Raw genomic sequence first — 12,751 nt, 5'->3', positions numbered from 1 at the left:
GCCGGCTTTCCGGGCGCGCATGAAAAATTCCGGTGACCTGTCGGATTGCCGCAGCATTTCCTCGTCCTTGGGATGCCGACACGGTGCTGACGGCACCAACCAGGGAGAGTTTATCATGTCCATCTTGTCATCCATCAGCCGCATCGCCAGCCAATATGCGACGGCGCGCGCCCGCTACCGCAGCGAGCGCATTCTGCTTTCGCTGCCGGCCGACCTGCGCAAGGACATCGGTTTTCCGGAAATTCTCGACACGCGAAACGGCCGCTGCACAGTCACCTTCTCGACCGACGTCATTTGAAAGTGACCAACGGGTTCATGCGACGGTCATCGGCTTCACCGGCTGCGCGGCCGGTCCGGGCCCGGGCCCGCTAAAAAAATTCCGCTGCCCGTGTAGGATTGCTGTCGCCTCGTCCGTCTTTTGATCGCAACGCCCAATCAACCCGTGAAGAGGAACACGTGAAATGACCGACCAGAACCCGCCCCGCGCCAAAGTTCTTGGCGGATTGACCCCCTATCTGCAGGTCGACGGCGCCATCAAGGCGGCCGAGTTCTACAAGAAGGCTTTCGGGGCCGAGGAAGTCTTTGCCTATCCGCCGGACGACAAGGGCCGCACCATGCATATCCATCTCTATGTCAACGGCTCGACGCTCATGCTGGGCGACGCCTATCCCGAGCACGGCCATCCGCATCAGGCGGCGCAGGGTTATACGCTCCAACTCCATCTCGGTAGTGACGACGTCGATGCCTGGTGGAAGCGCGCGGTGGACGCCGGCTGCGAAGTCGTCACGCCCCTCCAGGTAATGTTCTGGGGCGACCGCTGGGGCCAGGTGAAGGATCCCTTCGGCGTTGCCTGGGCGATGAACGCGCCGGTAAAATAGGTTTCCCAGCGAGCAAGCGTCGGCCGCCAATCCCAGGGCTGACGCGCTCACCCGCGCCGGGTCGTATCCCCGCCGGCCCGGCGCTCGTTTTCAGCGAAGGAGTTTACCCATGTCCTATGTCGATGGTTTCGTGCTTGCCGTGCCGAAGGCAAATCTTGATGACTACAAGAAAATGGCTGCGAATGCCGGCGCCGTCTGGAAGGAGCACGGCGCGCTCGCCTATGTCGAATGCATCGGCGACGACGTGCCCTATGGCGAACTGACCTCGTTCCCGCGCGCCGTGCAGGCGAAGGACGACGAAGTCGTCATCTTTGCCTGGGTCGTTTACGAATCCAGGCAGAGCCGCGACGCGGTCATGGCGAAAGTGATGGCCGACGAACGTCTCAAGATGGACTGGTCGACAATGCCCTTCGACGGGAAGCGCATGATCTTCGGCGGCTTCCAGCCATTTATCGAGGTTTGAGCACAGCCGATTCGGTCCTCATCCAGGGCGGAGCAGGAGCGGAGCTCCTGCTTCCCCCTCGAATGACGAGGTTGCGAGGCAGCGGCTAATCTCACAGGCCTGCGATGGCTGAGAGCAAGCGGCCTACTAGTCCAACCCGGCCCTATCCGTTCTGGAGCTTGACGAGCAGCGGCTTCAGCCGCTCCCCATAACGCTTCCACAGGTCGACCGAGCCCTGATACATCGGCTGGCGCACCTGCGCGGCCGACGCCGTGCGCACCGGCCGGTCGGTCTCGTGGAACGCCAGCACCTTGTCGTCCCAAGGCAGGCCGAGATGCGCCATCAGCGCCCGCGTCTGGCCTTCCTGATCGGCGACGAAATCCTCGTAGCGGACGTCGTGGACGACGCCGGGCAGAACTTTGTGCCAATGCGCCATGATATCGGTGTAGAGGTTATGGAAATCGGCGAGCTCGCCAAGATCGTAGCCGTAACGATGGCTGTCGCCGCGGAAATGCACTTTGAAGATCGACAGGCACGTGGCCGCGGCGTCGCGCGCGCAATGCACGATCTTCGCCTTCGGCAGCATCATGTGCAGGAAGCCGACCAGCAGGAAGTTGCCCGGCATCTTGTCGGTGACATGGCGGAAGCCCGGATACCGGGCATGCAGCATGTCGATATAGGCCTGCCCGGCCTCGGCAAAGGCCTTGTCCGGCATGTCGGCTATCCCTGAGGGAAAACCGCCCGGCATGCTCATCGGAAACTGCTTGCCGACGACCGACTTCAGGATGCTGAGCTCGCCCGCGCCAAAGACCTGCGGATGGCTGGCTATGATCTGCTCGACCAGCGTCGTGCCGGAACGCGGCATGCCGACGACGAAGATCGGCGTGTCGTCGGAAATGTCGCTCGGCCTGTGCTTTTCGAAGAAGGCCTTGTCGAAGGCCGACTTCATCGCTTCGAACTCGTCGCGCGTTCTCACCGGGTCGTAGTCGATGCCCTTGCGGCGGATCGCATTGCCCTCGGCGAAATAGTCGAAGGCGCGGCCATAATCCTTCAGATCGTCATTGGCCTTGCCGAGGCCGAAGGAAAGCTGCATGCGCGCAAGGCTGTCCTGCGGCGCCTTGGCGTGCTCGGCCTCCATGCCGGCAAGCTCGGCGTCGCGCTCTGTCTGGCGCTTGACCTGGGTCAGCAGAAGCCAGGCTTTCGCCATCGCCGGAGCGATCGCCACCGCCTGGCGGGCAAGATCGGCGGCCTCGGCGAGCTTGCCCTTCTCCATCAGGGCGACGCCCAGTCCGTAGAGCAGCTCGGCATCCTTGGGCCGGATCGACAGCGACTCGCGGAAGAGCGCAATCGCCTCGTCGAGCCGCCCGGCTTCCTGCAGCGTTTCGGCAAGGCCGATGCGGGCGCGGACATGGAACGGGTTGCGGCCGATCGTGCCGCGATAGATCTCCTCAGCGCCATCGAACTGGCCGAGCTGCTTCAGCGACGAGCCGAGATTGTCGCGTGCCGCGAGTTGGTCCGGGCGGATGTCCACCGCGCCACGGAAGAAATCGACGGCGGCGGCAACGCGGCCGAGGTCGCGCATCACCGTGCCCATGTTGTTGAGGAAATCGGCATTTTGGGGCTGCAGCGTGACCGACTGCTCGATGGAGTCCACCCCTTCCTCGCTGCGACCGGTCTGGTGCAGGAGGAGCCCGAGGAAATGCAGCGCGGCGGCATGATTAGGCTGCTGCCCCAGCACCTGCCGGTAAAGCGACTCCGCCTCCTGCCGGCGTCCTGCCTGGTGCAGCTGCAGCGCCCGTTGCACATAGGGATCGAGGGGGCTCGCCGATCCTGGCTTGCCGCCCGCGTTTGCCGCTCTTCTCTGATCTCTGTTAATGGGAAACCTGCCGTGTTTGTCCGCCCGCCGGACCTAAGCCAAGCGGGCGGCAGATGCAAGTGTGTGGGCAGCGCTCCGAGGACTTGCCCGCAATGCCGCTAGCAAGGCCCGTCGCCGATGATGCGATAGTCCGCCGCGCGGGCCTCGCACGCATTCGGGAAAGTGCGCACCTCGCCGTAGCGTCTGGCGCAGACCGGCGCGTATTCGCGGGTGCAGAAGGTTTGCTCGCCGCCACCGCCGCCATCCCGGCAAGGCCCGTCACGCACGATGCGATACCCTGCCCGCTCCGCCAGGCAGGCATTGGCGAAGGTCTGGCGGTCGCCGCCGCGTCTTGCGCACACTGGTTCGTATTGCATCGTGCAGAGCTGCGGATGCGGCCTCGGCGGACGCGGACGCGGTCCTTCGTCGACGACCACGGTACAGGCCGCCAGCAATGCCGACAGTAGCAGGGCGACAAGGCCCTGCCGCGAAACGATTGCCGCAAGAAATCGCATAGGTCCCTCTCCTATCTGGCTCAGGCGCGATCGCGCCAGCTCGCGCAATTCCTCGCCATTTTGGGATCGAACGCAACCCCGGCTTGTGCTTTGCCCGGGGCGAAATTTATCGCCGGTCGGCTTCTCGCACTGGCCCATGCCCGGCTTTTCACTGGCCGATGACCGGTCATGGCGCCGGGTCTATCGATGGCCTCGCGTTGGGCGCGCCGAGGGCCGCCCGCGGTGCTGTCTTGCAACCATCACATTTCCGTGTAATAAATTTGGTGTTCGGGCATTTGCGACCCGGAGAGCGGCACGTTTTGGACGACCTTTCCCCGATAGTGTGAATCTCTGACGGCCCCGTTTTTCGGCGGGGGCTTTGACCATGCGCGAATGCATGACTGCCGAAGCAACACCGGGATCAGCCCAAGGAAGCGGGCGAGCCCACGAGACTGATACGGGTGAAGGAGTTTCCCCCATGGCCCAGACCGGCACCGTAAAGTTCTTCAACGCCACCAAAGGCTTCGGCTTCATCACGCCTGACGGCGGCGCCAAGGACGTGTTCGTCCACATCTCCGCGATCGAGGCCTCCGGCCTGCGTACGCTCGTCGACGGCCAGAAGGTCACCTTCGACGTCGAGCCTGACCGCATGGGCAAGGGTCCGAAGGCGGTCAACCTCCGCGCCGCCTGAGCGGGCGACGCTGCCTGTCCTTCCGCTGATGAACGGCGCGGCAGGATCATGAATCGGCTTCGCAGGAAGCTTGAGTTTTCGAGGGCGCGACGGTTCCGTCGCGCCCTTTTTTGTCCGGCAAATAGTTGTATTGGCAGGCGAAAACTTTCTCTTGCCGATAGCGCTAAAATAAAGGACAAATTTCCTCTCGGGCAATTTGCCGGCCCGAGACTGACTTGATGGGATCAAAGGAGCTTCCCATGCCGCAGACCGGCACCGTCAAATTCTTCAACCATGCCAAGGGCTTCGGCTTCATCACGCCCGACGATGGCGCGAAGGACGTCTTCGTCCATATTTCGGCCGTGCAGGCGTCGGGCCTTCCCGGTCTTGAGGATGGGCAGAAAGTGACATTCGACACCGAGCCCGACAAGCGAGGCAAGGGTCCGAAGGCCGTCAACCTGTCTATCGGCTAAGCCGGCTCAAGACAGATCCGACGGAGACTGAGCAGGCGGGGCGCTCCCGCAGAGCTCGGAATTTTGTCGAGCCGCGAAATCGTTCGCGCAGTGCCGTTCAGCCTCCGTTCAGCCACGGTCTTCTACTAACCCCTGCTAAAGCCGACCCGCATCCCCTGAAATACGCGGGCCGGCGCGAAGGAGACCGAAAATGAACCGAATTCTCAAGACCGCCATTGTGACCGCCGGCGTCGCCGCGACCACTTTGGCCACCTTCTCGGCGGCAAATGCTGATGATGGGCGCTGGCATCGTCGTCATTATCATGGCGGCGACGCCGTCGCCGCGGGCGTTGTCGGCCTGGCGGCGGGCGCCTTGATCGGTAGTGCGCTCAGCAACCCGGGGCCGAGATACTACGATCCAGCCTATGATGACGGCTATTATGTCGACCGCCCCGTTCGCCGCTACTATGTACCGCCGCGCGTCGTCTATGCCGACCGCTATGCCGAGCCGTGGACCCGCGAATGGTACGAGTATTGCTCCGACCGCTACCGCACCTTCAACTCGCGTACCGGCACATTCACCGGCAACGATGGCGAACAGCATTTCTGTGTTGCCAACTAAGACTTGCGGTTTCCAGTCCAGGCAAAAGCGCCGCCCTCCAGCGGCGCTTTTTCTTTGCGCAGAGGATCAGGTCAGGAAGGGATTCGTCCGGCGCTCCTCGCCGAAGCGGCCGCCCGGACCGTGACCGCAGATGAAGCCGATATCGTCGCCGAGCGGCAGCAGCTTGTCTTTGATTGCGGCGATCAGCGCGGCGTGATCGCCGCCCGGCAGATCGGTGCGGCCTATCGAGCCGCGAAACAGCACGTCGCCGACATGGGCGAATTTGGCCGCGCGGTTGTAGTAGACGACATGGCCCGGCGCGTGCCCCGGACAATGCAGCACCTCGAACACATGCTCTCCGAACGAGACCGTGTCGCCTTCGCTGAGAAAACGGTCCGGAATGCAATTGCGCACCGGATCGGTAAGGCCGAAGCGCTTGGCCTGGGTCTCGAGATTGGCAAGCAGCGGCCGATCGGCCTCGTGCGGGCCGATGATGTCGATGCCGAGTGCATCCTTCAGATCCATCGCGCCGCCGGCATGATCGATATGGCCGTGAGTGATCCAGATCGCCTTCGCCCTGATCGCGTTGTCCTTGAGCACCGCCACTATCTTGTCGACGTCGCCGCCGGGATCGACGACGACACCTTGTTTGTCGTCCATGTCGAAGAGAATGGTGCAATTCTGCTGGAAGGGCGTGACCGGCACGATGCCGGCATTGAGCTGACCCATGGCTTTCCTTTCGAGGTGTTGCCCTGATGTAGAGGGCACAGCCGACTGCGTCCACCGGTGATCCCTCTAAAAGAAATGGGCGGCCACAGCCGGTCCATGGGAAGCCTGAAATTCTGCCAAGCCTATTCTTCATCACGGTCATGACCGCGCGCATGATGTCGGTGAGGATGGGGCCGGCGCCGACGATGATGCTTTGTATGCCCATCGCCCTGCCAGTCCCACCGGCTGCTCCGCTGCCGTCGCCGGATCGCCCGCACCCATGAGACGCCGAATTGGTGCGCAGGCGCCTAAATAAAAGGGGCGGCCCGAAACCGCCCCGTTTGCACAAAAAGGCTGTGACTATCGCTATTCTGCGGCGATGGCGTGCTTTGGCTGCACCGCGGCAGAATAGTCGTTCATCAACGTCTTGGCGATCTCGCCGACCTCGAATCGGTACGGGCCGATTTCCGAGACCGGCGTGACTTCCGCGGCCGTGCCGGTAAGGAAGCACTGCTCAAAGCCATCGAGCTCTTCGGGCATGATGGCGCGCTCGATCACCTCGAAGCCGCGGTCCTTGGCCAGGCCGATGACGGTGCGGCGGGTGATGCCGTCGAGGAAGCAGTCGGGCGTCGGAGTGTGGATTTTGCCGTCCTTGACGAAGAAGATGTTGGCGCCGGTGGCTTCCGCCACCTGGCCGCGCCAGTCGAGCATCATGGCGTCGGCGTAGCCCTTGGCCTCGGCGGCGTGCTTGGAAAGCGTGCAGATCATGTAGAGGCCGGCAGCCTTGGACTTGGATGGCGCGGTGCGCGGGTCGGGCCGGCGCCATTCGGCGACGTCGAGGCGGATGCCCTTCAGCTTCTGCGCCGGGTCGAAATAGCTCGGCCACTGCCAGATGGCGATGGCGCTGTTGATGCGGTTGTTCTGCGCCGAAACACCCATCTGCTCGCTGCCGCGCCAGGCAATCGGACGCACATAGGCGTCCTTGAAACCTTGCTTCTTCAGAAGCGTGCGGCAAGCCTCGTCGATCTCGCCGACCGAGTAGGGAATCTTGAAGCCGAGCAGGCGCGCCGATTCATGCAGGCGCTCATTGTGCTCGGTGAGCTTGAATATCTGGCCGCCATAGGCGCGCTCGCCCTCGAAGACGGCGCTGGCATAGTGCAGGCCATGGGTCAGCACGTGGATCTTGGCCTCGCCCCATTTGACGAACTCCCCGTTCATCCAGATGAAGCCGTCCAGTTGATCGAAGGGAACGGATGCCATGGAAACCTCCCGCGGGCGGGCGCCCGCCAATCGTTGTGTCATACGGCCTTTCGTATCGGCCCCGCCACTGGGTCCGAAACCGCCGGCCTGTGTCTGGAAGCGTAGGCGGATATTCAATCCCTGGCAAACTTAGGAAGTTCCGGAAAAACGGCTTCCGCTTGCCTTTTCGTTCGCAATCCGCCGAAAAGCTTGTCAAAAATTATCATTTGCGGGAAATTACGTCAACAGTACTGACGTAATTCCCCGCTGGCATGGAGAAATGATGACGGATCGAAGCCCCGCAGCCGGAAAACCGATCAGGACGGCGATCACCGAAGAGGACGGCATCGACTTTGCCATCATCGAGCTGTTTTTCTTCGCCTATCGCGACTTCACCTCCGATCCCGACCAGATCCTTGCCGATTACGGCTTCGGCCGTGCCCATCACCGCGTCCTGCATTTCGTCAACCGCAGACCCGGACTGACGGTTGCCGAGCTGCTCGACGTGCTGAAGATCACCAAGCAGAGCCTGGCGCGGGTGTTGAAGCAGCTGATCGACACGGACCATATCGTCCAGGTGCAAGGGTTGCGCGACCGCCGGCAGCGCGAGCTCTATCCGACTGCCAAGGGCCGCGCGCTGGCACTGGCGCTGGCACGGCCACAGTCGCGCCGCATCCGTGCTGCATTGGAGGATTCCGGGACCGCCGAGCGCGCCTCGATCGAGAGATTCCTCGAGGCGATGGTCAATCCGGAACTTAGAGCGCAGATCGACATTGTGCCTGCGCAAACATCGGGGAAGAAAAATGGAGACCACTGAGAAGGTTGATCATCCGGCAGCGCCCGGCGATGATGCGCCGCATCTGCTGGTGGTCGACGATGACACCCGCATTCGCAATCTGCTCAAGCAATATTTGTCCGAGAACGGTTTTCGGGTCACCGTTGCCGGCAACTCCGGCGAGGCCCGGCGCAAGCTCGCGGGGCTGGACTTCGACCTGCTCGTGCTTGACGTCATGATGCCCGGCGAAACCGGCGTCGACCTCACCAAGGCGCTACGGGCCGAGAAGAACGTGCCGATCCTGATGCTGACGGCGCTGTCGGAAACCGACAGCCGTATCACCGGGCTCGAGGCCGGCGCCGACGACTATCTGCCGAAGCCCTTCGATCCGCGCGAGCTCATACTGCGCATCAACAACATCCTGCGCCGCGGCGGCCCGGCGGCGACGCCGAAAGTCGAGCAGCTCGTCTTCGGCCCCTACACGTTCCAGATCGCCAAGCGCGAACTGAAGCGTGGCGGCGAGGCGCTGAAGCTGACCGACCGCGAGCAGGAAATCCTGGCGATCTTCGCCGCCCGGGCGGGCGAAACCATACCTCGGCACGAGCTCGTCGGCGACGAATCGGATGTCGGCGAGCGGACCATCGATGTCCAGATCAACCGGCTGCGCCGCAAGATCGAGCGCGATCCGTCAAATCCGGTGTGGCTGCAGACCGTGCGCGGTATTGGGTATCGGCTCAGCGTGGAATAACATGCTCGCAGACGGCCTTGGCTGAATGGCCGTCTACGAGCGGAAGGGCGAATGGCGACCACGCAACTGGAAAAGCCCAAGACCGGGAGCCTCGGCGATCTCGCTTTGCGCACGCTGAGGGCGATGCCGCGCGCCTGGAACCGGTTCTGGCGCCTGGTCGCGCTCTACATGCCGAAGCGGCTTTATGCCCGCTCCCTGATCATCGTCATCGCGCCGATGATCCTTTTGCAGTCGGTCGTTGCCTTCGTCTTCATGGAGCGCCACTGGCAGACAGTTACCCAACGCCTGTCGCAGGCGACGATCGCAGACATCGCTGCCATCATCGACATGATGGAGACCTATCCCCACGACGCCGATTACGCCAACATCATCCGCATCGCCCAAGACCGCATGCAGCTGAAAGTGGATCTGCTGCCGCCCGATCCCCTGCCGGCCCCCGGGCCGAAGCCGTTCTTCTCAATCCTCGACACGGCCCTGTCGTCGGAGATTACCCGGCAGATCAACCGTCCCTTTTGGATCGACACGGTCGGCAACTCCAATGTCGTCGAGGTCCGCGTCCAGCTCGAAGGCAAGGTGCTGCGCGTCTTCGTGCGTCGCAGCCAGGCTTATGCCTCAAACACCCATATCTTCCTGATCTGGATGGTCGGCACCTCGCTGGTGCTCTTGATGATCGCCATCCCCTTCCTGCGCAATCAAATAAGGCCGATCCTGACATTGGCCGAAGCCGCCGAGAGCTTCGGCAAGGGCCGGCCGATGCCGCGCGATTTCCGTCCGCGCGGCGCGGAGGAAGTGCGCCGCGCCGGCTTCGCCTTCATCCAGATGCGCGAGCGCATCGAGCGCCAGATCGAGCAGCGCACCGCCATGCTGACCGGCGTCAGCCATGATCTCAGGACCATTCTGACCCGCTTCAAGCTGCAGTTGGCCCTGGCCGGCGGCAAGGCCGAGACCAAGGCTGCGCTGAACCAGGACATCGACGACATGCAGTCGATGCTGGAGGGCTATCTCTCCTTTGCCCGCGGCGAGGCGGCGGAAGACACCGGCCGCTTCGATCTCGATGCCTATTTCCAGAAGCTTGGCGAGGAAGCGCAACTGCGCAAATGCAAGCTGTCGACGACACTGACCGGCGATCCGACCGTGCATGTGCGGCCGAACGCCTTTGCCAGGCTGATGTCCAATGTCATCGGCAATGCTTTCCGATATGCCAAGACGGTCGAGGTCCATGCCAATCACGGCCGCGGCTCGCTGACCGTCACCATCGACGATGACGGTCCCGGCATCGCGCCGGACAAGCGCGAGGAAGTGTTCAAGCCATTCCTGCGGCTCGACGAAGCGCGCAATCTCGATGCCAGCGGCACCGGCCTTGGTCTGTCGATCGCCCGCGACATCGCCCGAACCCATGGCGGCGACATCATGCTTGAAGACAGCCCGCTGGGCGGTTTGCGAGCCGTGATCAAGGTGCCGGCTTAGTCGGACAAAGACGGCCTTCATCCCCCCGTCATGAAATCATGGTCAAGAGCGCGCATGAAGCGCGCGACCTTTATCGATTCGGCCATGCCGCCCCGCTTCGATCCCGCACCCGCCCGGGTGCGCTGGAGCGAAGCGCGAGCTGCAGCCTGGCTGCCGTTCCGCCATCGTGCCGGCGCGCCCAAGAATCTGTGCGAAGGGTCGCCATGCGAATCCTGATGGTCACCGATGCATGGCGACCGCAGGTCAACGGCGTGGTTCACACGCTGGAGCGGCTTACCGAAACGCTGAAATCCTTCGAAGTCCAGGTCGATTTTCTGACGCCGAACATCTTCCGCACCTTGCCGCTGCCGACCTACCCGGACATTCGGCTCGCCTTGACAACCCCCAGTCATGTCGCGCGGCTGATCGAAGCGGGAAAGGCCGACCACATCCACATTGTCACCGAAGGGCCGCTCGGCATCATGGCGCGCCGCTACTGCCGCAAGGCCGGCCGTCCCTTTACCACCAGCTACCACACGCGTTTTCCCGAATATCTCAGCGCCCGCCTGCCGGTGCCGGAGAGGTGGGCCTATAACTGGCTGCGCGACTTCCACAATTCCGGACAGGGCACGCTGGTCGCCACGCAATCGTTGGCGGACGACCTTGCCTCGCGCGGCTTCGATAAGCTGAGGCCCTGGACTCGCGGCGTCGACACCGATCATTTCCGGCCGGACAAACGCAAGGACACCAGCTTTCCCCGCCCCATCTTCCTCTGCGTCGGCCGTGTCGCGATCGAAAAGAACCTGACCGCCTTCCTCGATCTCGATCTCCCCGGCAGCAAGGTGGTGGTCGGCGAAGGGCCGGAACTGGCAAAGCTCAGCGCCCGCTATCCGAACGCGCATTTCCTCGGCCATCGCCCGAACGACGAACTGGCGGAAATCTACGCCTCGGCTGACGTCTTCGTCTTTCCGAGCCGCACCGACACCTTCGGCAATGTCATCATCGAGGCTCTGGCCAGCGGCACGCCGGTGGCCGCCTATCCGGTGACCGGACCGATCGACATCGTCGGCGACGGGGTCGGCGGGGCCGTGTCCGAGGATTTGCGCGAGGCGGCGCTCAAGGCGCTTCGCATTGACCGCGCGGAGGCGCGCCAGCGCGCCCTGCGCTACAGTTGGAAGGCATGCGCCGAGATGTTCCTGGACGTGGTCGAAGAAGCGCTGGGGATACCGCGCAAGCGCGCCGATCGGGACGCGGTGACGTCAGGCCGGCCCAGGCTAGTTCTAGAATAGACGCCCGCCGTCCGGCACTTTGCGCTCGATGGCGCCGAGCACGACGGCGCCCTCCTCGTCCGGAAAACCAAGCGTCAGCACTTCCGACATGAACGGGCCGATCTGACGCGGCGGGAAATTGACCACAGCGAAGACCTGTCGGCCGATCAGCGTCTCCGGCGCATAATATTTGGTGATCTGCGCCGACGACTTCTTCACCCCGATCGCCGGGCCGAAATCGATCTTCAGCTTGAATGCCGGCTTGCGCGCCTCCGGAAAGGGCTCAGCCTCGACGATCGTGCCGGCACGGATGTCGACACGATCGAAATCGGCAAAGCTGATCTCGGGCTTGCGCTCGCTGCTGGAACTCATCGGCGGTATTGGCTTCGCTCAGGCGCTTCCATGGGTTTCAAAGAGCACGCTGGACAGCGCGTCCTTGGCCGACGTACCCGACCAGACGACGAATTGGAAGGCCTGGAAATAGCATTCGCAGGCCTCTAACGCCGATGACAGAAGCACCTCGACCTGCTGGCTCGACGGCTCGACCCCGCCGGCGAGCAGCAGCGATTGCCGGAACATGATTGCGCCCTCCTGCTCCCACAGGTCGAAATGGCCAAACAGCATCTGTTCGTTGATTAGCGAAAGGAGTCGCATCACCTCCAGCGCGCGCGTTTCCGGCACCTTGATGTCGAACGCGCAGGCCAGATGCAGCGCTTCGAAATCTTCCATCCAGGAAAAGGAGACATGATAGTCGGTCCAACTGCCTGTTACCGAAATCGAAATCTCGTCGTCGCCGGCGCGTTCGAAGGACCAGTCATTGTTGTGGGCCACCTGCTCGATGACGTCCACCGGGTGGATTTCGCGGGAGAATTCGAGTTCGAGGAGTTCCATGAATGCTTCCTGTCGTTCTGAGAGCGCCGCCACACGCTCTGCGAGAGAGGGCACGCACAACGAACAATCTTGTCTAGAACTCGGACGGCCAGGACTTTCCAAACGCAAAGACCCCAACCGGACCCCACCGCCCGGCGCATGATCCTGCTTCGAATCATGCAACAAATTCAGTCTATTGATCGGGAGTCGCGTGAACAGCCCAATTTTTCGCACTGCGTCATTCGCATGTGGAAAGGCGCTGTCAAAAAGATTCATGCAATGCCGGTAAGCGATTCACGGCAAAG

Annotated in this window: 17 protein-coding genes; 11 read left to right on the top strand and 6 right to left on the bottom strand. The window is 62.7% G+C overall.

Annotated features, from left to right (window positions below; translation table 11 throughout):
* Positions 1-115 precede the first annotated feature (115 nt).
* The 3 genes from EOA49_RS01375 to EOA49_RS01365 all read left to right on the top strand — a co-directional run bounded on the left by EOA49_RS01375 (position 116) and on the right by EOA49_RS01365 (position 1,341).
* The gene (locus EOA49_RS01375; protein ID WP_127240506.1) at positions 116-298 is read left to right on the top strand and encodes a hypothetical protein; all 183 of its coding nucleotides are present in this window, start codon (positions 116-118) and stop codon (positions 296-298) included.
* A 163-nt stretch (positions 299-461) separates the two neighbouring features.
* Complete coding sequence (locus tag EOA49_RS01370; RefSeq protein ID WP_066994423.1) at positions 462-878, top strand: glyoxalase/bleomycin resistance/extradiol dioxygenase family protein; 417 nt, start codon at positions 462-464, stop codon at positions 876-878.
* A 109-nt stretch (positions 879-987) separates the two neighbouring features.
* Positions 988-1,341, top strand: a complete 354-nt coding sequence (locus EOA49_RS01365) for a DUF1428 family protein (protein WP_067326604.1) — start codon at positions 988-990, stop codon at positions 1,339-1,341.
* Between the two features lie 142 nt (positions 1,342-1,483).
* On the opposite strand, the gene EOA49_RS01360 is transcribed toward EOA49_RS01365, so the two are convergent.
* Together EOA49_RS01360 and EOA49_RS01355 are read right to left on the bottom strand one after the other, a co-directional pair.
* Positions 1,484-3,124, bottom strand: coding sequence for a tetratricopeptide repeat-containing sulfotransferase family protein (locus EOA49_RS01360; protein ID WP_127242998.1), 1,641 nt, complete (start codon positions 3,122-3,124; stop codon positions 1,484-1,486).
* A 170-nt stretch (positions 3,125-3,294) separates the two neighbouring features.
* On the bottom strand, positions 3,295-3,690 hold the full coding sequence (locus tag EOA49_RS01355) for a Kazal-type serine protease inhibitor domain-containing protein (protein ID WP_066994414.1): 396 nt from the start codon (positions 3,688-3,690) through the stop codon (positions 3,295-3,297).
* A gap of 457 nt (positions 3,691-4,147) precedes the next feature.
* On the opposite strand from EOA49_RS01355, the gene EOA49_RS01350 reads away from it, so the two are divergent.
* The 3 genes from EOA49_RS01350 (at position 4,148) to EOA49_RS01340 (ending at position 5,413) form a co-directional block, all read left to right on the top strand.
* Positions 4,148-4,360, top strand: coding sequence for a cold-shock protein (locus tag EOA49_RS01350; protein ID WP_006202520.1), 213 nt, complete (start codon positions 4,148-4,150; stop codon positions 4,358-4,360).
* Positions 4,361-4,599: 239 nt separating this feature from the next.
* Positions 4,600-4,812 (top strand): cold-shock protein, encoded by a 213-nt coding sequence (locus tag EOA49_RS01345; protein WP_006202521.1) that lies wholly within the window; start codon positions 4,600-4,602, stop codon positions 4,810-4,812.
* A 190-nt stretch (positions 4,813-5,002) separates the two neighbouring features.
* The gene (locus EOA49_RS01340) at positions 5,003-5,413 is read left to right on the top strand and encodes a BA14K family protein (protein WP_127240504.1); all 411 of its coding nucleotides are present in this window, start codon (positions 5,003-5,005) and stop codon (positions 5,411-5,413) included.
* 66 nt (positions 5,414-5,479) lie between these two features.
* Here the strand turns inward: EOA49_RS01340 and EOA49_RS01335 are convergent, their stop codons facing one another.
* A complete protein-coding gene (locus tag EOA49_RS01335) occupies positions 5,480-6,121 on the bottom strand; it encodes an MBL fold metallo-hydrolase (RefSeq protein ID WP_067326594.1) in 642 nt (213 codons plus the stop codon).
* Positions 6,122-6,466: 345 nt separating this feature from the next.
* Entirely contained in the window at positions 6,467-7,360 is an 894-nt protein-coding gene (locus EOA49_RS01330; protein WP_127240503.1) for a branched-chain amino acid aminotransferase, read from the bottom strand.
* 262 nt (positions 7,361-7,622) lie between these two features.
* Between EOA49_RS01330 and EOA49_RS01325 the strand changes: the two genes are divergently transcribed.
* The 5 genes from EOA49_RS01325 to EOA49_RS01310 are packed head-to-tail and all read left to right on the top strand — an operon-like array spanning position 7,623 to position 11,597.
* A complete protein-coding gene (locus EOA49_RS01325; RefSeq protein ID WP_127216859.1) occupies positions 7,623-8,156 on the top strand; it encodes a MarR family transcriptional regulator in 534 nt (177 codons plus the stop codon).
* Positions 8,143-8,862 (top strand): response regulator transcription factor, encoded by a 720-nt coding sequence (locus EOA49_RS01320; protein ID WP_059188911.1) that lies wholly within the window; start codon positions 8,143-8,145, stop codon positions 8,860-8,862. Before EOA49_RS01325 ends, EOA49_RS01320 begins: the two co-directional genes overlap by 14 nt.
* Before the next feature lie 51 nt (positions 8,863-8,913).
* Positions 8,914-10,329, top strand: a complete 1,416-nt coding sequence (locus EOA49_RS01315) for an ATP-binding protein (protein ID WP_082953957.1) — start codon at positions 8,914-8,916, stop codon at positions 10,327-10,329.
* A 54-nt stretch (positions 10,330-10,383) separates the two neighbouring features.
* A complete protein-coding gene (locus EOA49_RS32500; RefSeq protein WP_164746746.1) occupies positions 10,384-10,545 on the top strand; it encodes a hypothetical protein in 162 nt (53 codons plus the stop codon).
* A complete protein-coding gene (locus EOA49_RS01310) occupies positions 10,533-11,597 on the top strand; it encodes a glycosyltransferase family 1 protein (RefSeq protein WP_067326588.1) in 1,065 nt (354 codons plus the stop codon). Before EOA49_RS32500 ends, EOA49_RS01310 begins: the two co-directional genes overlap by 13 nt.
* On the opposite strand, the gene EOA49_RS01305 is transcribed toward EOA49_RS01310, so the two are convergent.
* Both EOA49_RS01305 and EOA49_RS01300 read right to left on the bottom strand, forming a co-directional pair.
* A complete protein-coding gene (locus EOA49_RS01305) occupies positions 11,589-11,948 on the bottom strand; it encodes a tRNA-binding protein (protein ID WP_066994400.1) in 360 nt (119 codons plus the stop codon). The genes EOA49_RS01310 and EOA49_RS01305 overlap by 9 nt on opposite strands.
* An 18-nt stretch (positions 11,949-11,966) precedes the next feature.
* Positions 11,967-12,467, bottom strand: a complete 501-nt coding sequence (locus EOA49_RS01300) for a YbjN domain-containing protein (RefSeq protein ID WP_066994911.1) — start codon at positions 12,465-12,467, stop codon at positions 11,967-11,969.
* Positions 12,468-12,751 lie beyond the last annotated feature (284 nt).

It is taken from the genome of Mesorhizobium sp. M1A.F.Ca.IN.020.04.1.1 (assembly GCF_003997315.1).
Classification (GTDB): Bacteria; Pseudomonadota; Alphaproteobacteria; order Rhizobiales; family Rhizobiaceae; genus Mesorhizobium.
This window is presented reverse-complemented; position numbering and strand designations above follow the sequence as displayed.